This is a genomic window from Mycolicibacter sinensis, from assembly GCF_001673565.1.
Taxonomy (GTDB): Bacteria; Actinomycetota; Actinomycetes; order Mycobacteriales; family Mycobacteriaceae; genus Mycobacterium; species Mycobacterium sinense_C.
In genome coordinates this window covers 105,916-123,968 of record NZ_LZMF01000057.1, presented here as the reverse complement: position 1 = coordinate 123,968, position 18,053 = coordinate 105,916, and the positions used below count along the sequence as shown (strand labels likewise).

Sequence of the window (18,053 nt, the reverse complement as noted above, 5' to 3'; positions counted from 1 at the left end):
TCCCCTGCTGCCAGTGCAGCGGCCTCGTTCGCACAGTACCGACACACCCCCTAAATCTTCGCGCCCCGCCCCTCCCAGTACGGGTCCCGCAATTTCCGCTTGTACAGCTTGCCGTTGGGGTCGCGCGGCATCTCGGCGATGTAGTCAATGGACTTGGGCAACTTGAACTTCGCCAGCCGCGCGCTCGCGTACTCCATCAGCTCGGCGGTCAGCGCGTCATCACCGACCACACCCTCGGCGGGCTGCACCACGGCCTTGATCGCCTCGCCCCAGTCCTCGTCGGGCACCCCGAACACCGCGACGTCGAGCACCTTGGGGTGCATGATCAGCTCGTTCTCGATCTCGGCCGGATAGACGTTGACCCCGCCCGAGATGATCATGTTGGTCTTGCGGTCCTGCAGGAACAGGTAGCCGTCCTCGTCGAGGTAGCCGACGTCGCCGACGGTGAACAGGTCACCGGCGCGATTCTCCTCGGTCTTCTTCTTGTCGTTGTGGTAGGCGAAGCTAGATCCGCCCATCTGCATGTAAACGGTGCCGACCTCACCGGCCGGCAGCTCGTTGCCGTCGTCGTCGAGCACCTTGACCACCGAATACGGCCAGGCCTTGCCGACCGAGCCGGGGTGGGCCAGCCACTCCTCGCCGCTGATCTTGGTGCCGCCGCCCTCGGTGGCGGCGTAGTACTCGGTGATCACCGGGCCCCACCAGTCCAGCATCTGCCGCTTGACCTCGGGCGGGCACGGCGCCGCGCCGTGGATGACATTGCGCAGCGACGACACGTCGTAGCGGCCCCGCACCTCGGCCGGCAACGCCAGCAGCCGACGGAACTGGGTGGGCACCATGTGACTGTGGGTCACCCGGTGCTGGGCGATCAGCGAAAGCATCTCCTCGGGGTCCCACTTGTCCATCAGCACCACCTTGTGGCCCAGCTGAATGGAGATAGCCGAAAAATTCAGCACCGCAGTGTGATACAGCGGGGAGCCGCAGATGTGCACGTGGTTGTCGAACGGCGCCAGGTCATACAGCGCGAAGAAGCCCGCGGAGGCCACCGGCACCGCGTCGGGGTCGGCCCCGGTCAGCGGACGCTTGACGCCCTTGGGCTTACCGGTCGTGCCCGAGGTGTAGAGCATCGCCGCACCCATGGTGCGCACGTCGGGCCGGCCCTCTTCGCCCGCGCCCAGCGCCGACAGCTCGGTGAAGCCGTCGATGTCACCGACGGCGAAGCGCCGGTCGGCGGCCAGGCCGGCCTCGTCGGCGGCGATCTTCGACGCTTCGGCGAATCGTTCGTGGGCGACAAGGGCTTTGGCGCCGCTGTCGGAGAGGATGTAGCCGATCTCCGGGCCGGTCAGGTGCCAGTTGATGGCGACGATGTACAGCCCGGTCTGCATCGCGGCGAAGTACACCGCCAGCGTGTCGACGATGTTGGGCAGCACCATCACGAGCACGTCGCCGGGCTCCAGGCCCAGCGCCTGCAGGCCGCGGCCGTAGCGGTCGGCGCGGGCGGCCAGCTCACCGTAGGTCAGCTCACCGCCCAGGACGTCGACCACGGCAGCGGCGTCGGGGGTGTCACGGGCGATGTTCCACAGGCCGGCTTCGCTCATCCGGCCAATCTAGAACGTGTTCTAGTCCGCTCGCAAGGCGAGGTGCAAGGTGAGGTGCCGCTAAGCAGATGTTCCGGCCCGGATCGCGCGCAGCATCAAGTTGGTGGCCACGACGTGCAACCGGGTGCCGATGACCAGCGCACGGTACGCACGACCATGTAGTCCGGGGAAGGTCGCGTAGCTGTGGGCGTGCAGCAGAGTGCCGCCGCCGGGAGCGTCGGTGAGTTCGAAGACCAGCCGGTAGCGCGAGAACCGATGCCGCCCAACCAGAACGATTCGCCGTTGCTCGGTGCTCTCGGCGACCGCAAAGCCGGCGCGGGGTTGCGGGCCGAGCAGTACCAGCAGCGGATTGCGTTCGGTGCTGCGGAGCAGGGACGTCGTGTACCGCTGCAGCGCGGCCCATACCGGCCTTCGTGGGGCATCGACCTCCACCGTGTGCGTGTCGATAAACGGCAGTTCGTCGTCCATGTTGCGTCCTCCCGCGGTCAAGTCGGGTAGTCAACCCCTCACTGCGGTAGACGATCCAGCGCCGTCGGTTGTGACAGCACACCGTTTCAGCGGCCAACTAACGGCTGCTCGGCTGAGCCGCGCCGACCTCAGATCAGCGACGCCAGCTGCTGAACCTGTGCGGTGTCCCGCGCGGTGACCACCATCATCGTCACGCCCGCGGCCTCCCACACCTTGATCTGCTTACGCACGTAGTCGATGTCGCCGACGATCACGGCGTCGTCGACCAGTTCGTCGGGAATGACCTTGGCCGCCTCGTCTTTACGGTCGCTGCGGAACAGCTTGGTCACGTCGTCGACGACCTCGGAGTAGCCCATCCGGCGGTAGACCTCGGCGTGGAAGTTGGTGTCCTCCGACCCCATCCCGCCCATGTAGAGCGCCAGGTACGGCTTGATCCCGGCGAACGCCGCGGCGCGGTCCTCGGTGATGACCACCTGGGCGGTCGCGCAGATCTCGAAGTCCTCGCGGGTACGCCGCGCGCCGGGACGGGCGAAGCCCTCGTCGAGCCACTCGTTGTACATGCCGGCCAGCCGCGGGGCGTAGAAGATCGGCAGCCAGCCGTCGGCGATCTCGGCGGCCAGTGCGATGTTCTTCGGGCCTTCGGCACCCAGCATCACCGGGATGTCGGCGCGTCGCGGGTGGGTGATCGGCTTCAACGCCTTGCCCAGCCCGGTGGTGCCCTCCCCGGAAAGCGGCAGCGGGTAATGCGGGCCGGCGCTGGTCACCGGGGCCTCGCGGGTCCACACCTGGCGCAGGATGTCGATGTATTCGCGGGTGCGGGCCAGCGGTTTCCCGAAGCGCTGGCCGTACCAGCCCTCCACCACCTGCGGGCCGGAGACGCCGAGCCCGAGGATGTGCCGGCCGCCGGAGAGGTGATCCAGCGTCAACGCGGCCATCGCACACGCGGTCGGGGTGCGCGCCGACAGTTGCACCACCGAGGTGCCCAGCCGCACGCGGGACGTCGACGAACCCCACCACGCCAACGGCGTGTAGGCGTCCGAGCCCCAGGCTTCGGCGGTGAAGACGGCGTCGAAGCCGGCGTCCTCGGCGGCGCCGACGAGTTCGGCGTGGTTGGTCGGCGGCTGTGCGCCCCAATAGCCCAGCTGCAGTCCCAGCTTCATCCTTGGCTCCTTGCTCGCATGCTTGCCACCATTGTTAGAACCTGTTCTACTCGATGCCGTGACTGCCAGCCAAAGCCACCGCGCGCAGATCGATGAGCACGAGCCGCCCCTTTCCGCGCCGCTGAAGTTGTCCTTCGACTACACACGTTCAGTCGGCCCCACCCTCGGCGCATTCTTCACCGCTCTGCGTGAGCGCCGCATCGTCGGCGTCCGAGGTTCCGACGGGCGGGTGTACGTGCCGCCTGCCGAGTACGACCCGGTCAGCTACGAACAGCTCACAGAGATCGTACCGGTGGCCAGTGTCGGCACCGTGGTGTCGTGGACCTGGCAGCCGACGCCGCTTGAGGGACAGCCGCTGGACACTCCGTTCGCCTGGGCGCTGATCAAGCTCGACGGCGCCGACGTGCCGTTGCTGCACGCGGTAACGGCGGACAGTCCCAAAGCGATCAGCACCGGCACCCGGGTGCGCGTGCACTGGGCCGACGAGACCACCGGAGCGATCACCGACATCGCCTACTTCGAGATCGGTGAGGACGCCGAGCCGGTAACCCCGACCACCGACGACCGGGACCCGGTGACCATGGTGGTGATCCCGTCCAGCCTGGAGATCCAGCACACCGCCTCGCTACCGGAGAGCGCGTACCTGCGCGCCCTGCAGGAAGGCAAGCTGCTCGGGGCGCGCACCGGCACCGAGGGCAAGCTGTATTTCCCGCCCAAAGAAGCAGATCCGGCCACCGGCCTGCCGTTGGACAACTTCGTCGAGCTGCCCGATAAGGGCACGGTGACGACGTTCGCCATCATCAACATCCCGTTCGCCGGGCAGCGCATCAAGCCCCCGTATGTGGCGGCCTATGTGCTGCTCGACGGTGCCGACATCGCGTTCCTGCACTTGGTTTCCGAGATCGACGCCCACGAGGTGCGGATGGGGATGCGGGTCGAGGCGGTGTGGAAGCCCCGCGAGGAGTGGGGTCTGGGCATCGACAACATCGAATACTTCCGGCCGACCGGCGAACCGGACGCCGACTACGACACCTACAAGCACCACCTGTGAGGGGCAGCATGACGCAACGCGATGTCGCGGTGGTGGGGTTCGCCCACGCCCCGCACGTTCGCCGCACCGACGGCACGACCAACGGCGTCGAGATGTTGATGCCGTGCTTCGCTCAGCTGTACGCCGAGCTGGGCATCACCCAGACCGACATCGGCTTCTGGTGTTCCGGTTCATCGGATTACCTTGCTGGACGGGCTTTCTCGTTCATCTCGGCGATCGACTCGATCGGCGCGGTTCCGCCGATCAACGAGTCGCATGTAGAGATGGACGGCGCCTGGGCACTGTATGAGGCCTACATCAAGGTGTTGACCGGCGAGGTCGACACCGCGCTGGCCTACGGGTTCGGCAAGTCCTCGGCCGGGCAGCTGCGCCGGATCCTCGCCTTGCAGACCGACCCCTACACCGTCGCTCCGCTGTGGCCAGACTCGGTCTCCATCGCCGGGCTGCAAGCCCGCCTCGGCCTCGACGGTGGCCAGTGGACCGCCGAGCAGATGGCCCGGGTGGCGCTGGATTCCTTCGCCGTCGCCGACCGGGTGGACTCGGTGGAGTCATCCACCAGCCTCGACGAACTGTTGGACCGTCCGTTCTTCGCCGAACCCCTGCGCCGGCACGACATCGCGCCGATCACCGACGGTGCCGCCGCGATCGTGCTGGCCTCCGGCGACAAGGCCCGCGAGCTGTGCGAAAACCCGGCCTGGATCACCGGTTTCGAGCACCGCATCGAGTCGCCGGTGCTGGGCAGCCGGGATCTGACCCGTTCCCCGTCGACCACCGTCTCGGCGCGCGCGGCCAGCGGCGACGACATGCCCTCAGTGGACGTCGCCGAGATCCACGCCCCTTTCACCCACCAGCACTTGATCCTGACCGAGGCGATGCGGCTGCCGTCGAGGACGAAGGTGAACCCGTCCGGCGGCGCCCTGGCGGCCAATCCGATGTTCGTCGCCGGTTTGGAGCGCATCGGCTTTGCCGCGCAGCACATCCTCAACGGTTCGGCCGGCCGGGTACTGGCCCACGCCACCAGCGGGCCTGCGCTGCAACAGAATCTGGTCGCGGTGATGGAAGGACGCAACTGATGCGCGCCACGACGATGCAGAGCGGAGCTTGCGGAGCGATGAGGAGGAGTGGGGCCAATGGGTAGCGCACTCGCTGCGGTGCTGGGCACCGGGCAGACCAAGTACGTCGCCAAGCGCCAGGACGTGTCGATGAACGGCCTGGTGCGCGAAGCCATCGACCGCGCCCTGGCCGACTCGGGCTCGACGTTCGAGGACATCGACGCGGTAGTGGTCGGCAAGGCGCCGGACTTCTTCGAAGGCGTCATGATGCCCGAGCTGTTCATGGCCGACGCCGTGGGCGCCACCGGCAAGCCGCTGATCCGGGTGCACACCGCCGGTTCGGTGGGCGGGTCGACCGCGATCGTGGCGGCCAGCCTGGTCAAGTCCGGCAAATACCGGCGAGTGCTGGCGATGGCTTGGGAGAAGCAGTCGGAGTCCAACGCCATGTGGGCGCTGAGCATCCCGGTGCCGTTCACCAAGCCGGTCGGCGCAGGCGCCGGCGGTTACTTCGCCCCGCATGTGCGCGCCTACATCCGCCGTTCCGGCGCGCCGACCGACATCGGTGCCATAGTCGCGGTCAAGGACCGGCTCAACGGCGCCCGTAATCCGCTCGCTCACCTGCACCAGCCCGACATCACCGTGGAGAAGGTGATGGCGTCCCAGATGCTGTGGGACCCCATCCGTTTCGACGAGACCTGCCCGTCGTCGGACGGTGCCTGCGCGATCGTGATCGGCGACGAGTCCGCCGCACAAGCCCGAGTCGACGCGGGCCAGCCGGTGGCCTGGATTCACGCCACCGCGCTGCGCACCGAACCGCTGGCCTACTCCGGCCGCGATCAGGTCAATCCGCAGGCGGGCCGCGACGCTGCGGCCGCGTTGTGGAAGGAAGCCGGGATCACCAGCCCGATCGACGAGATCGACGCCGCGGAGATCTACGTTCCGTTCTCCTGGTTCGAGCCGATGTGGCTGGAGAACCTGGGATTTGCGGCACCCGGCGAGGGCTGGAAGCTCACCCAGGCCGGCGAGACCGCGATCGGCGGGAGGCTGCCGGTGAACGCCTCCGGCGGGGTGCTGTCCTCCAACCCGATCGGCGCGTCGGGAATGATCCGCTTCGCCGAGTCGGCGATCCAGGTGATGGGCAAGGCCGGTGACCACCAGGTCCCGAACGCCCGAAAGGCCTTGGGGCACGCCTACGGCGGCGGTTCGCAGTACTACTCGATGTGGGTCGTCAGCGCCGACAAGCCCGACGGTTAGCGAGGCTCGACGAAGGAGAGCCGAAGCTGGACCGTCGCATCGAGCCCGCCAAGTGAGAGGACTACCCGCATGAACGCAGATCACCCCGCCCACGTAGCAGGTAAGCGCTCCCGTGACGCGGTAATCGCCCGCGATAAGGAAGCGTGGCTGGCCAACTTCGCCGACGACGCGATCGTGCAAGACCCGATCGGGCCGTCGCACTTCGACCCTGAGGGCAAGGGCCACCGGGGCCGGGACGAGATCTCGGCGTTCTGGGACAAGGCGATCGCCAGCACCGACAAGATCGAGTTCAACTTCTCCGACACCTTCCAGTGCGGCGATGAGGAAGCCAACACCGGAAACATCACGATCACCATGGGCGGCCACCAGATCGTCACCGAGGGTGTGTTCACCTACCGGGCCAACGAAAAGGGTGAGCTCGTCGCGCTGCGCGCCTACTGGGAGTTGGACCGCGCCGCCAAGTCCGCACGCAAAATCTAGGCGCTGGAGCCGGTCACTCCTGCGTGACCGGCTCAAGCCCGTCGCGGTAGCGCTGCGCGAGGTCCTGGTAGTACTTCGGGTTCACGTTGATCCACATCTCGGCGCCGGTTCCGGCAACTGGACCTTTGACGACGGCGGGCGCACCGGCGACCAAAACCCCGTCGGGGATCGTGGTACCGGCGAGCACGGTGGCACCGGCCGCGATCAGGCTGCGGCTGCCGATGACCGCACCGTCGAGCACGGTGGCGTGGTTGCCGATCAGCGCCTCGGCACCCACGTGCGCGCCGTGGATCAGGCACATGTGCGCCACCGTCGCGCCGGGTCCGATGTCCACCGGTACCCCCGGCGGCACGTGCAGCACCGAACCGTCCTGCACGTTGGCGCCTTCGCGCACCACGATGGGGGCATCGTCGCCGCGCAGCACGGCACCGAACCACACCGAGGCGCCGGCCTCAATGGTGACGTCGCCGATCAGCGTGGCGGTCGGGGCGACGAAAGCGGTGGGGTCGATCCGCGGGGAACGTCCGTTGAAGGAGAAGAGCTGCATTGTCCAGATATACCCCAGGGCCGAAAGACCCCGAACCAGCAGGCTTTATTGCGCAACCGGGTGGAAAAACTGTAACGTGTTCTAGTTAGAAGCAACGGGTTGGAGGCAACAGGTGAGCACTGACAACGCCGACGTCGGCGTCCGCGAGATCGACACGGGGACACTGCCGGACCGCTACGCCCGGGGCTGGCACTGCCTGGGGCCGGTGAAGGAGTTCCAGGACGGCAAGCCGCATGCGATCCACGCGTTCGGCGCCAAGCTGGTGGTGTTCGGTGACTCGCACGGTGACCTGCACGTACTCGATGCCTACTGCCGGCACATGGGCGGCGACCTGAGCCGCGGCACCATCAAGGGCGACGAGGTCGCCTGCCCGTTCCACGACTGGCGCTGGGGCGGCGACGGCCGCTGCAAACTGGTCCCCTACTCCAAGCGGACGCCACGGGTGGCCCGCACCCGCTCCTTCCCGACCGATGTGCGCGGCGGGCTGCTGTTCATGTGGCACGACCCCGAGGGCAACCCGCCGCCGGATGAGGTGCGCATCCCGGAGATCCCCGAGTGGTCCAGCGGGGAGTGGACCGACTGGCGCTGGAATTCGATGGTGATCGACTCCAACTGCCGCGACATCATCGACAACGTCACCGACTTCGCGCACTTCTTCTACATCCACTACGGCCTGCCCACCTCGTTCAAAAACGTCTTCGAGGGCCACATCGCCTCCCAGTACCTGCACAACATCGGGCGACCCGACGTCCCGGGTCTGGGCACCAGCTACGGCGGCGCAGAACTGGACTCGGAGGCCTCCTACTTCGGACCGTCGTTCATGATCAACTGGCTGCACAACAGCTACAGCGGCTTCAAGTCCGAGTCGATCCTGATCAACTGCCACTACCCGATCAGCCAGGACCAGTTCCGGTTGATGTGGGGCGTCATCGTGCAGAAGCCCAAGGGCCTGGACGAGGCGACCACCGAGAAGCTCGCCGACGTGATGACCGACGGTGTCAGCAAGGGCTTCCTGCAGGACGTCGAGATCTGGACCCACAAGAGCCGGATCGAGAACCCGCTGCTGGTCGAGGAGGACGGTGCGGTCTACCAGCTGCGCCGCTGGTACTCGCAGTTCTACGTCGACGTCGCCGACGTCACCCCGGAGATGACCGATCGCTTCGAGATCGAGATCGACGCGACGGTGGCCAACGAGAAGTGGAACGCCGAGGTCGAAGCGAACCTGCGCGAGCAGGCCGACGCCGACGCCGAATCGGTGAAGGCCGAGTAACACCGCCATGGCCCAGGAGGTGCCGGACGTCCCCGAGGTTGAAGCTCTGGCTCGGTCCATGCTGGTGCTGTACGGCCCGCACGACGACCACGACGAGCACGGCGATGAGCCGACCGCCGATTCCGGACCCGACACCCGCTACGCGCGGCAACCGCTGTTCCCGGTCGACCCCGCACGCTACGAGGCGATACGTGCTGCGACCGAACGAGATTCGGAGCGCTACCTGCACTCGGGCTTGGTGCCGGTGGAGTGCCGGCACTGTCGGGCCACGGTCGAGGTGAAAAAGCTCGGTCCCGGGTATACCTCGGTGCAGTGGAATTCGGCTTCGCTGAACCAGTGCGCGTATTTCGCGGCCGAACGCGATGCCGGCCATGACAGCAGCCGTAATCGCGGCTGTCCGAACCTGGCCAAGAGCATTCGGCACGCGGTCGCCGAAGGGCATCTGGAGGAAAGGTCCAGTGCTCCACCGCCCGGCGACGCCATCGACTAAGCGCACCGTCCCTACCCCGCGAACAGACGCGAAAGCCCCCAAATCGAGCAGGATTTGGGGGCTTTCGCGTCTGCTCGCCGAGAAATCTACAGCCCGGCGAAGCGCTCCTGCACCTGCTCGGTGGTTAAGCCGTAGTCCTCCAGCGAGTAGTGGTGCTTGGGCGCGCGCGGGCCGGTCTGGCTGGCCGCGTAGTCGTCGGCCATCGCCTGGCGGGCCTCATCGGACAACGGCATACCGAACCGGTCGTAGATTCCTGCCGCGGTCCCCAGCGGGTCGGCGACGAAATCCTTGTAGTCGATATCGCAGAACTGCGCCGGATCGTATTTGGCGCGTTGGGAATTGAACAGCTCCAGTCCACGGGCCCAAGTCTCCATCTCGTCCGCGCCGATCTGCGCGCCGACGAAGGTGTTGGACTGGCCTTCGGTGGTGTGCTGAGCCAACGAGCACATGGACGCCAGGATGGTCGCAGGCGGCCGGTGGCACTGCACGATGAGCGCATCCGGGTAGACCGCCATGATCGCGTCGAGTGCGAACAGGTGGCTGGGGTTCTTGAGCACCCAGCGCTTGCCCGGGTCGTTGAGCCCGATCAGCTGCAGGTTACGGCGATGCCGCCGGTACGACGGCGTCCAGTCCCGCTCGGACAGCCACCGCGAGTAGCTCGGCAGGTGTGCGAGCGTCTCGTAAGACACCGAGTGCAGCGACTGGCGCAGCAACTGCCAGCACTCCTCCAGGCCGTCGGCGGTCATGAAGTGCAGCCCGGTGTAGTCCGGGTTCTCCTCGTGGTGCCGGGCGAACTGGGCCTGCATCTGCTGGTACACCGGGTTGGAGTCCCAGGTGTCGCGGGGCGGGCGAGGCTGTGGGAACTCGGCCAGCCACATCTGAAGGCCCTGGTGCGCAGGGTCGGCACCCAGCAGCCGGTGCAGCGCGGTGGTGCCGGTCCGGGGCAACCCGGTGACAAATATCGGCCGCTCGACGGCGACGTCGGCGTATTCGGGATGCTGGTTCCAGCCGGCTTGCGAGAGCAGCCGGGCCACCAGCGCGCCGCGCAGGAAGAACCGGTTCATCTTGCTGCCCAGCTCCGTCAGGTCGGCCTCACTGCGGTAGGAGTCCAGCAGAACGCCGAGTGCTTCGCGGTAGTCGTCGTCGTCCGGACCGAAGTCATCAAGGCCGACCATCTTGGTGGCCGAGGCGTGCAGATCCTCGACGGTGCCGACATCGATACGGCCGCTGTGCTCGGTCATCAGTTGTGGTACTCCCCGCAGTTGACGTCGATAACCTGGCCGCTGATGCCGCTGGCCAGATCGCTGGCCAGGAAGAGCACCGCTGAGGCCACTTCGTCCTCGGTGGGCAGGCGTTTGAGATCGGAGTTCGCCGCGGTGGCGGCGTAGATCTGCTCGACGGTGGTGCCGTACTTGCCGGCCTGGTGGGCGAAGTAGCCCTGCAAAGTGTCACCCCAGATGTATCCGGGCGCAACCGAGTTGACCCGGATACCCTGCTCACCCAGTTCGGATGCCAACGACTGCGACATAGCCAGCAGCGCGGCCTTGGCCATTTTGTAGGCGCCGTACTTGGGCTGCGAGTGCCGGATCACCATCGAGTTCAGGTTGACGATCGAGCCGTTGGCCGCGGCCAGAGCCGGCGTGAAGCCCTGGGTAAGGCGCAGCGCGCCGAGCCCACTGAGCTCGATGGCGTCGCGGATGTGCTGAAACGTGGTCTGTGCCAAAGGCTTCATCGACGGCACCCGGAAGGCGTTGTTGATCAAGACGTCGATGTGGTCGAACTCAGCCGAGGCTGCCTGCACCAAGTTCGCCACCTGGTCGTCCTCGGTGATGTCGGCCGGGACCACCAGGGCGCGACGCCCGGCGGCCCTGACCTGCTTGGCCACCTCTTCCAGGCGATCGGCGCTGCGCGCGACCAGCACCAGGTCGGCACCCTCGGCCGCGAACCGATTGGCCATCGTGCTGCCCAGCCCCGGCCCGACCCCGCTGATCACCACGACTTTGCCGTCGAGCATTCCGGTCATCTTCACCCCAGCATTCTGTTAGCGATCTGCTGCTGCCGCTGCGCGATACGCGCACGCCAAGCCTCTTGCGTGATCTTGTTGTCGTTGTAATAGGGCAGTGCCGACGCCACCTTGTCGGCGTCGACGAGTTCGACGGTCGGGCCGTCGGCCGCGGTCAGCTGTCGGGACACCCGCTGCCAGCGGAACTGCAGGAAGCCGCGGCGATGCCCCAGGGTTTCGACCCAGTTGGTGACGCCGGGGTCGGTGTCGGAGACCACGATGCGGATCTTTCCGTCCGGATCGGCTTGTGCCTGAGTGCCATTCAGCGACGTCTGGTGGTTGATGTAGTCCAGCGAGATGTACCACAGGCTGCCCAGCTGGAACCCCAGGTAGGGCGCATCGGTCACCGGCAGCGTGATCACCAGTGCCTCTCCGGGCTGCAACTCGTAATGCCCGGCCGACGAGTACTGCGTGGCCAGGCCACCCGGGGTGAGCCGCGGTGCCACCATCGTGTTGACCGGCAGGTTCAGATAGAACCACTGCGGGAAGGCCAGCCAGGTCTTGACGCGGTTGATCAGTTGCTTTCCCGCTGCCGCATAACGCTTCTCGACGAGCTGACGGGTCAGGGGCGGCGGAGCGGTGCCTTCGGTGTCGGTCCGGGCGATCGAGAGCGTGCCGCGCTGGGCAGCCCAGTCGTTGTAGACCTCGCGGATCACCAGTTGCGCCGGCGTCTTCGGCTGGAATCGCCAGGTGAAGCTGCCGTCGGCGGCCACATCGAGTTCGCGATCATCGAAGGCGGCCTCACTGGCCGGGACGTTGTCGTCGGTGTACTCGCCACCGAGCAGCTGGAAGCTCAGGTCGGTCGTGGTTCCGCGGGAACCCTGCACCACGTAGTCGTTGCCGGGACGCACGACGGTGCCGAAGTACAGCGTGTCGGGGTTGTCCAGGCCCATCTTGGTGAACGGCCCAGTGCCCGACAGCAAGAACGGGTGGTCGCGCTCGCTGTTGAAGGCGGCGTGCACACAAGCCTCCACCCCGCCGGCCAGGTATTGCAGGCCCTCGAGCAGGTCAGCCTCGGTCTCGATGTGCGGGGCCGCAGCAACCAGCTTCTCCGCCTCAGCGATCGCGGCCGAAAGTGGTTCGGAGTACATCGCGCCAGCACCTCACTGATCATTTAGTCGGTCCATTATTGAACCGAATCGGTAGATATCTTGAACCGACTTTAGACTGTCGCGGTACCATGCGGCAATGCCGGAACCCCTGCAATCCGCGCGGTCGTCGCCTCCGGCCGACCGGGTGGTAACCATCCTGGGCTTCCTGGCCCACCACCCCGACCAGCGCTTCGGCCTGTCGGAACTGGCTCGCCGGACCGGCCTGTCCAAGTCCACCTGCCTGGGAATCGCCACCTCGCTGACCGAAGCGGGCTACCTGTTGCGCGACGATCCGGACAAGACCTACCGGCTCGGGCCCGGTCTGATCTCGCTCGGGCGGGCCGCCCAACAATCGCTGCGAGTCGGCCCCGAAGCCCGCGAGCAACTCCTGCGGCTTTCCGAGGACTTCGCCACCTCCGCCGCGCTGAGCGCGGTGGTCGACGACCGGATCACCGTGCTGGAGCTGGTGGCGGCGCCCAACGCGCACCTCGGCGTGCAGGCCGGCCAGAGCTATCCGTTCGCCCCGCCGGTCGGCCTGATGTTCGTGCTCTGGGACGACCACGCCCTGCAGGACTGGCTGGCCCGGCAGCCCACCATCCCGCTGCGCTCCGAGAGCGAGCGCCTGCAACGCGTGGTCGCCGAATGCCGGGCGGACGGCTACCTGGTCGAGCGGCTGACCCCGGGTGGGCAACGGCTCTACTCGTTGATGGCTGGTCTGTCCAGCGACCTGCCGGACGAATTGCGGGCCTTGCTGGGTGAATTGGTCTCCGATATCGGCGAACGGGTGTATCTCCGTGGCGAAGCCGGGGCTCGGGGCCGCCACGACATCAGCGTCATCTCGGCGCCGGTCTACGACGATCACCAACGCCAGGCGATGGTCGTGTCGCTGCATGCTCAGCGGGCCCTCACCGACACCGAGATCACCCGCTGGGCCCGTGGGCTGCTGCGCACCGCCGACGCCCTCACTGCGCAACTCGGCGGCACCAAGCCGAAACCGCTGTTAGGTTCGGCGCCATGACTGCGTCCGTCTTGTCCGTTGCCGACCAGCTGGAGCTGTCCGGGCTCGTGCACCGCTACGCGGGATACGTCGACGCCCGCCGCTTCGACGATCTGGCCGAATTGTTCACCGCCAACGCAGAACTGATCCTGCCGAACCCGCCGGCACACCTGGAGCCGTGCGTACGGCACAACGGACCCGCCGGGGTGCTCGACGCGATGTCCGCATTGGCCGGAGTCACCCGGACCCAGCACGGCATCCTCGGCGAGTTCTACACCGGTGGCGCCCCGGGCTCCGCTGATGTAGCAACCGGATCGATCGCCGGCGTGGCGCATCACTGGGTCGACAGCGGCGGGCAGATCACCGATCACGTCTGGTACCTGCGCTACAGCGATATATACCGCCGCGGTGGGCAGGGCTGGCGGATCGCGGTGCGCACGCTGTCGATCGACGCTATCGAAACCCGGCCGGCACGGCAGGTGCGATCATGAGCACGCCCCAGATCTCGCTGCAGCTCAAGACTTTCACCGACGATCCCGGCCATGACTGGCACAGCACCCTGGCGCTGGGCGCCGCGATGGATGCCGCCGGGGTGGATCGCGTCGTCGTCTCCGACCATGTGGTGTTCGGCGAGAACCCCGAGGCGTACGCCGATCCCCGGCTCGGCGGGATGGCCGGCGGACGCCAACCGACCGGACCCGACGGCCAATGGCTGGACCCCCTGATCGTGCTGACCGCGTTGGCGGCCACCACCACCCGCATTCGGCTCGGCACCGCGATCCTGCTGGCAGCGCTGCGCCGCCCCGCGGTGCTGGCCAAGCAGCTGGCCACGCTGGATGTGCTGTCGGGCGGGCGGCTCGACCTCGGTGTGGGCGTCGGCTGGCAGCGAGAGGAGTACGAAGCCGCGGGACTGCCGTTCGAGCGCCGCGGCCGACTGCTGGATCACACCTTGGAGGTGTGCCAGACACTCTGGACCGAGCAGCGCAGCAGCTACCACTCACCGGAGCTGTCCTTCGAGAACATCCATCAGATGCCCAAACCGACTCGGGCAGAAGGTGTCCCGATCTGGGTCAGCGGCACCATCAACGACGCCGTGGCACGCCGGCTGACCCGGTTCGGCACCGGTTGGATTCCGTGGGGTCCCGCGATCCAGGACCCGGCCGGCGCCATCACCGAGATGAAGGACCGCATCGCCGGCCTCGGTGGCGACCCGACCGCCTTGCAGGTGCTGGGCCACGCGAAGACCGTCAAGCGCGCGGACGGTTCCCTGGATACCGCGGCCACCGTGGCATCGGCGCCGGCGTTGGTGGCCGCCGGCGTCACCGATGTGCGGGTCACCTGCTCACTGCCGCGCGACGCCGACCGGGCCACCGAGGTGCTGAGCGAACTCGTCGAGGCGTTCCGCGCCGCAACCTAGGAGCATTGATGGAAAAGGTCATAATCGTTGCCCGGACAGCCGATTTCAGCGAGGAATGGTGCCGCAAACTGCGCGGGCCGGTCGCCGCGGAGCTGCTGGATCTGGGACTTCCGGGGCTGGCGGTCAACGTGCGCGACGAACCGGTGCGCGATGCCATGATGACCCTGACGACACTGGACCCGCCGGCCGCCGCAGTCATCAGCCTGTGGACCGAGCAGTATTACGGCACGCAGGCCCGGGCCGCCATGGCGCTCATCGAGGCCGAATCTGACTCGGCGCCAGCGTATCTGGTGACCGAATCGACACCGCTGGCACCGCCAGACCCCGATGACGGTGCGCGCACTCCGGGATTGGCCAACGTGGCACTGCTGCGGCGGCCCGCCGAATTGGACCACGCCACCTGGCTGCATCGCTGGCACATCGACCACACCCAGGTGGCGATCGACACCCAGGCAACCTTCGGCTACACCCAGAATGTCGTGGTCCGCGCGCTCACCGAGGATGCGCCGGCGATCGACGGCATCGTCGAGGAACTCTTCCCCGACGGCGCGGTGTCAGATCCCTACGTGTTCTACGGCGCGGCCGACGAGGCCGACCTCACCGACCGGGTTGGGCGCATGATCGCCAGCGTCAGCGCGTTCGGCGCGCACCAGAACATCGATACGGTGCCCACCAGCCGCTACCTGTTGCGGTCGCCGTTCACACGCACTGCTGCGACAAGGTGATCAGCGCCTCGCGCACGTGCGGGTGCCGTTCGAGATAGGACAGCACCGGGTTCGGAGCGCCGGGGTCTTCCTGCCGTCCCTTCTCGTCCAGCTCAGCCCGGACGTCCGGGTGCCGGTTCAGGTACGAGTCGATCGAGTTGCCGAACGTCTGGTCGCACTGTTGCGGTGCGGCGTTCGCTACCGGGGCCAGGATCAGCGCCGCACCCGCGAGGGCCACGGCGGTGGCTCGAATGATTGCGCTCATAACTCGACGGTACCCGCGTCGTCAGTTCACGCTGGCCAGCGCGAACGGCAGCACCTGCGGCGCACCGGCGGCGCGCAGCACCCGTGCCGCCATCGTCAGCGTCCACCCGGTGTCGGCGACGTCGTCGACCAGCAGCACCGGGCCGATACCCGCCGGCAGTTCAGCGGGCGGCTGCCAACAGCCGTGTAGGGCCGCGACCCGGTAGGCCGAGTTCGCCGCGGTGCTCGCCCGCCGCCCCGGTGCATAACGCAGTGTGTCTAGGCGGGTCAGTCGGCCCAGCTCGGCCAGCCGGTCCACCAGCGACTCGATCAGCTTCGGATGGGTGGCCGAGTCCAACCCCAGCACCGCGGCCGGCCTGCTCTGCCAGTCCCAGCCCGCCAGCACCGCGACCGCCGCGCGAACCACCTCGTCGGGGACCTCCCGATCCGGCTCGTCGAGCAGTCGCCGCAGCCGGGCACCCCAGCCCAGGTCGGTGAGCCGGCCGATCACCCGGCCCGGCTCCGGCCCGTCGGTGATCCGGCCGGACAGGTCGATCCCGAGTTTCGCCAGCCCGGAGGGCCACTGGCGGCGCGGGGTCAGCTCCACGCCGGGACGCATCAGCCGCTCCCGGGTGGCCGCGGCGGCGGCCGCATCCACCTCGGCGTCAAACCGCCGCCCAGCGCAGTTGTCGCACCGCCCGCAGCGTTCCCCGGCGCGCAGTTGCGGGTCGTTGAGCTGGGCGCGCAGGAACGTCATCCGGCATTCGGCGGTGCTCTGATAATCGAGCATCGCCTGCTGTTCGGCCCGGCGCAGCTCAGCGAGATTGCGGTAACGCTGCTCGTCGTAGGTCCACGGCTGCCCGGTACCCAGCCAGCCGCCCTTGACCCGGCGCACCGCGCCGTCGACGTCGAGGACCTTGAGCACCATCTCCAGTCGCGACCGATTCAAGTCGACCAGCGGTTCCAGCGCGGGTGTCGACAGCGGCCGTTCGGCCGATAGCTCGCCGATCACCTTGCGCACCAACGCTTCCGGCGGGAACGCCAGCGACGCGAAGTAACGCCAGATGTCCTGATCTTCCGGGCCGGGCAGCAGGATGACCTCCGCACTGGCGGTGGAGCGCCCCGCCCGTCCCACCTGCTGGTAGTAGGCGATCGGCGAGGACGGCGCACCCAGGTGGATCACGAAGCCGAGGTCCGGCTTGTCGAAGCCCATCCCCAGCGCCGAAGTGGCGATCAGCGCTTTGACCCGGTTGGCCAGCAGATCCGCCTCCAGTTGTTCCCGGTCGGCCGCTTCGGTGGAACCGGTGTAGGCCGCGACCGCGAACCCCTGCGCACGCAGATCGGCGGCGACATCGTGGGCCTGGGCCACGGTGAGCGTGTACACGATCCCGGACCCCGGCAGTGCTTCCAGGTGCGCACCGATCCAGGCGGCCCGCTGCGCCGGACCACCGGCGTGCACCACCGACAGCCGCAGCGACTCGCGATCCAGGCCGCCGCGCAGCACCAGCGTGTCGCCACCACCCACCCCGAGTTGGCCGGCGACATCGTCGACCACCCGATCATTGGCGGTCGCCGTGGTCGCCAGCACCGGGATGCCGGCGCCCAGCTCGGCGATCAGCGTGCGGATGCGCCGGTAGTCCGGCCGGAAGTCGTGGCCCCAATCCGAGACGCAGTGCGCCTCGTCGACCACCACCAGCCCGGCCCGGGCCGCCAGCGCCGGCAGCACCTCATCGCGAAAATCCGGGTTGTTGAGCCGCTCCGGGCTCACCAGCAGCACGTCGAGATCACCGGCGACCACCCTGGCCTGCACCTCGGCCCACTCGGTCACGTTGGAGGAGTTGATGGTGGCCGCATGCACCCCGGCCCGTTCCGCGGCGGCGACCTGGTTGCGCATCAACGCCAACAGCGGCGACACGATGACCGTCGGCCCCTGGCCACACCGGCGCAGCAGCTTCGCGGCGATGAAGTACACCGCCGATTTGCCCCAGCCGGTGCGCTGCACCACCAGGGCGCGGCGACGCCTGACCACCAGCGCGTCGATCGCTGCCCATTGGTCGTCGCGCAGGCGCGCATCGGGGCCGGCCAGCTGCTCCAGGATCGCCTGGGCGTCGTCGCGCGTCGGGGTGGTCGAGGAAGACACAAGCCTCATCGTGCCCGAGGGCTCCGACA

At 67.7% G+C, this 18,053-nt stretch carries 19 protein-coding genes; 10 read left to right on the top strand and 9 right to left on the bottom strand.

Translation table 11 applies throughout. The features are described 5' to 3' along the window. Nucleotides 1-50: 50 nt before the first annotated feature. The 3 genes from A5648_RS09265 to A5648_RS09255 all read right to left on the bottom strand — a co-directional run bounded on the left by A5648_RS09265 (nucleotide 51) and on the right by A5648_RS09255 (nucleotide 3,226). Entirely contained in the window at nucleotides 51-1,598 is a 1,548-nt protein-coding gene (locus A5648_RS09265; RefSeq protein ID WP_065024249.1) for an acyl-CoA synthetase, read from the bottom strand. Nucleotides 1,599-1,658: 60 nt separating this feature from the next. Next, nucleotides 1,659-2,066 (bottom strand): hypothetical protein, encoded by a 408-nt coding sequence (locus A5648_RS09260; protein ID WP_065024248.1) that lies wholly within the window; start codon nucleotides 2,064-2,066, stop codon nucleotides 1,659-1,661. A 128-nt stretch (nucleotides 2,067-2,194) separates the two neighbouring features. After that, nucleotides 2,195-3,226 carry an LLM class F420-dependent oxidoreductase gene (locus tag A5648_RS09255; protein ID WP_065024247.1) on the bottom strand — a complete coding sequence of 344 codons (1,032 nt, stop codon included), beginning with the start codon at nucleotides 3,224-3,226 and terminating at the stop codon, nucleotides 2,195-2,197. Between the two features lie 58 nt (nucleotides 3,227-3,284). On the opposite strand from A5648_RS09255, the gene A5648_RS09250 reads away from it, so the two are divergent. From A5648_RS09250 to A5648_RS09235, 4 genes are all read left to right on the top strand, one after another. Continuing rightward, nucleotides 3,285-4,277: a Zn-ribbon domain-containing OB-fold protein gene (locus A5648_RS09250; protein ID WP_065024246.1), complete on the top strand. Its 993-nt coding sequence runs from the start codon at nucleotides 3,285-3,287 to the stop codon at nucleotides 4,275-4,277. Between the two features lie 8 nt (nucleotides 4,278-4,285). Next, complete coding sequence (locus A5648_RS09245) at nucleotides 4,286-5,350, top strand: thiolase domain-containing protein (protein ID WP_065024245.1); 1,065 nt, start codon at nucleotides 4,286-4,288, stop codon at nucleotides 5,348-5,350. A gap of 57 nt (nucleotides 5,351-5,407) precedes the next feature. Further along, the gene (locus A5648_RS09240) at nucleotides 5,408-6,583 is read left to right on the top strand and encodes a thiolase domain-containing protein (RefSeq protein ID WP_065024244.1); all 1,176 of its coding nucleotides are present in this window, start codon (nucleotides 5,408-5,410) and stop codon (nucleotides 6,581-6,583) included. 69 nt (nucleotides 6,584-6,652) lie between these two features. After that, complete coding sequence (locus tag A5648_RS09235) at nucleotides 6,653-7,063, top strand: nuclear transport factor 2 family protein (protein ID WP_065024243.1); 411 nt, start codon at nucleotides 6,653-6,655, stop codon at nucleotides 7,061-7,063. Nucleotides 7,064-7,076: 13 nt separating this feature from the next. Here the strand turns inward: A5648_RS09235 and A5648_RS09230 are convergent, their stop codons facing one another. Then, entirely contained in the window at nucleotides 7,077-7,610 is a 534-nt protein-coding gene (locus A5648_RS09230; RefSeq protein ID WP_065024242.1) for a gamma carbonic anhydrase family protein, read from the bottom strand. A 112-nt stretch (nucleotides 7,611-7,722) separates the two neighbouring features. On the opposite strand from A5648_RS09230, the gene A5648_RS09225 reads away from it, so the two are divergent. Then, complete coding sequence (locus A5648_RS09225) at nucleotides 7,723-8,880, top strand: Rieske 2Fe-2S domain-containing protein (protein ID WP_065024241.1); 1,158 nt, start codon at nucleotides 7,723-7,725, stop codon at nucleotides 8,878-8,880. A 7-nt stretch (nucleotides 8,881-8,887) separates the two neighbouring features. Continuing rightward, nucleotides 8,888-9,370, top strand: a complete 483-nt coding sequence (locus tag A5648_RS09220; protein WP_065024240.1) for a hypothetical protein — start codon at nucleotides 8,888-8,890, stop codon at nucleotides 9,368-9,370. Between the two features lie 86 nt (nucleotides 9,371-9,456). Here A5648_RS09220 and A5648_RS09215 read toward each other — a convergent pair whose 3' ends face one another. Genes A5648_RS09215 through A5648_RS09205 form a run of 3 tightly spaced genes read right to left on the bottom strand, consistent with a single transcriptional unit; the run spans nucleotide 9,457 to nucleotide 12,523 of the window. After that, nucleotides 9,457-10,611 (bottom strand): sulfotransferase family protein, encoded by a 1,155-nt coding sequence (locus A5648_RS09215; protein WP_065024239.1) that lies wholly within the window; start codon nucleotides 10,609-10,611, stop codon nucleotides 9,457-9,459. Beyond that, nucleotides 10,611-11,393, bottom strand: a complete 783-nt coding sequence (locus A5648_RS09210; RefSeq protein ID WP_065024238.1) for an SDR family oxidoreductase — start codon at nucleotides 11,391-11,393, stop codon at nucleotides 10,611-10,613. Before A5648_RS09210 ends, A5648_RS09215 begins: the two co-directional genes overlap by 1 nt. Nucleotides 11,394-11,395: 2 nt before the next feature. Further along, entirely contained in the window at nucleotides 11,396-12,523 is a 1,128-nt protein-coding gene (locus A5648_RS09205; protein WP_065024237.1) for a hypothetical protein, read from the bottom strand. A 97-nt stretch (nucleotides 12,524-12,620) separates the two neighbouring features. On the opposite strand from A5648_RS09205, the gene A5648_RS09200 reads away from it, so the two are divergent. The 4 genes from A5648_RS09200 to A5648_RS09185 are packed head-to-tail and all read left to right on the top strand — an operon-like array spanning nucleotide 12,621 to nucleotide 15,662. Then, on the top strand, nucleotides 12,621-13,541 hold the full coding sequence (locus tag A5648_RS09200) for an IclR family transcriptional regulator (protein WP_065024236.1): 921 nt from the start codon (nucleotides 12,621-12,623) through the stop codon (nucleotides 13,539-13,541). After that, on the top strand, nucleotides 13,538-14,011 hold the full coding sequence (locus A5648_RS09195) for a nuclear transport factor 2 family protein (protein ID WP_065024235.1): 474 nt from the start codon (nucleotides 13,538-13,540) through the stop codon (nucleotides 14,009-14,011). Before A5648_RS09200 ends, A5648_RS09195 begins: the two co-directional genes overlap by 4 nt. Further along, nucleotides 14,008-14,937 carry a TIGR03619 family F420-dependent LLM class oxidoreductase gene (locus A5648_RS09190; RefSeq protein ID WP_065024234.1) on the top strand — a complete coding sequence of 310 codons (930 nt, stop codon included), beginning with the start codon at nucleotides 14,008-14,010 and terminating at the stop codon, nucleotides 14,935-14,937. Before A5648_RS09195 ends, A5648_RS09190 begins: the two co-directional genes overlap by 4 nt. Before the next feature lie 8 nt (nucleotides 14,938-14,945). Then, a complete protein-coding gene (locus A5648_RS09185; protein WP_065024233.1) occupies nucleotides 14,946-15,662 on the top strand; it encodes an EthD domain-containing protein in 717 nt (238 codons plus the stop codon). Here the strand turns inward: A5648_RS09185 and A5648_RS09180 are convergent. Continuing rightward, entirely contained in the window at nucleotides 15,637-15,906 is a 270-nt protein-coding gene (locus A5648_RS09180) for a hypothetical protein (protein WP_065024232.1), read from the bottom strand. The genes A5648_RS09185 and A5648_RS09180 overlap by 26 nt on opposite strands. A gap of 21 nt (nucleotides 15,907-15,927) precedes the next feature. Next, nucleotides 15,928-18,033, bottom strand: a complete 2,106-nt coding sequence (locus A5648_RS09175; RefSeq protein ID WP_065024231.1) for a RecQ family ATP-dependent DNA helicase — start codon at nucleotides 18,031-18,033, stop codon at nucleotides 15,928-15,930. Between the last annotated feature and the right edge of the window lie 20 nt (nucleotides 18,034-18,053).

Excerpts from the sequence above, each read along its gene's own strand:
- A5648_RS09200 (WP_065024236.1), top strand. The coding sequence starts at position 12,621 with ATGCCGGAACCCCTGCAATCCGCGCGGTCGTCGCCTCCGGCCGACCGG.
- A5648_RS09215 (WP_065024239.1), bottom strand. The coding sequence starts at position 10,611 with ATGACCGAGCACAGCGGCCGTATCGATGTCGGCACCGTCGAGGATCTG.
- A5648_RS09245 (WP_065024245.1), top strand. The coding sequence starts at position 4,286 with ATGACGCAACGCGATGTCGCGGTGGTGGGGTTCGCCCACGCCCCGCAC.
- A5648_RS09260 (WP_065024248.1), bottom strand. The coding sequence starts at position 2,066 with ATGGACGACGAACTGCCGTTTATCGACACGCACACGGTGGAGGTCGAT.
- A5648_RS09255 (WP_065024247.1), bottom strand. The coding sequence starts at position 3,226 with ATGAAGCTGGGACTGCAGCTGGGCTATTGGGGCGCACAGCCGCCGACC.
- A5648_RS09210 (WP_065024238.1), bottom strand. The coding sequence starts at position 11,393 with ATGACCGGAATGCTCGACGGCAAAGTCGTGGTGATCAGCGGGGTCGGG.
- A5648_RS09265 (WP_065024249.1), bottom strand. The coding sequence starts at position 1,598 with ATGAGCGAAGCCGGCCTGTGGAACATCGCCCGTGACACCCCCGACGCC.
- A5648_RS09240 (WP_065024244.1), top strand. The coding sequence starts at position 5,408 with ATGGGTAGCGCACTCGCTGCGGTGCTGGGCACCGGGCAGACCAAGTAC.
- A5648_RS09180 (WP_065024232.1), bottom strand. The coding sequence starts at position 15,906 with ATGAGCGCAATCATTCGAGCCACCGCCGTGGCCCTCGCGGGTGCGGCG.
- A5648_RS09220 (WP_065024240.1), top strand. The coding sequence starts at position 8,888 with ATGGCCCAGGAGGTGCCGGACGTCCCCGAGGTTGAAGCTCTGGCTCGG.
- A5648_RS09185 (WP_065024233.1), top strand. The coding sequence starts at position 14,946 with ATGGAAAAGGTCATAATCGTTGCCCGGACAGCCGATTTCAGCGAGGAA.
- A5648_RS09175 (WP_065024231.1), bottom strand. The coding sequence starts at position 18,033 with ATGAGGCTTGTGTCTTCCTCGACCACCCCGACGCGCGACGACGCCCAG.
- A5648_RS09195 (WP_065024235.1), top strand. The coding sequence starts at position 13,538 with ATGACTGCGTCCGTCTTGTCCGTTGCCGACCAGCTGGAGCTGTCCGGG.
- A5648_RS09230 (WP_065024242.1), bottom strand. The coding sequence starts at position 7,610 with ATGCAGCTCTTCTCCTTCAACGGACGTTCCCCGCGGATCGACCCCACC.
- A5648_RS09235 (WP_065024243.1), top strand. The coding sequence starts at position 6,653 with ATGAACGCAGATCACCCCGCCCACGTAGCAGGTAAGCGCTCCCGTGAC.
- A5648_RS09205 (WP_065024237.1), bottom strand. The coding sequence starts at position 12,523 with ATGTACTCCGAACCACTTTCGGCCGCGATCGCTGAGGCGGAGAAGCTG.
- A5648_RS09190 (WP_065024234.1), top strand. The coding sequence starts at position 14,008 with ATGAGCACGCCCCAGATCTCGCTGCAGCTCAAGACTTTCACCGACGAT.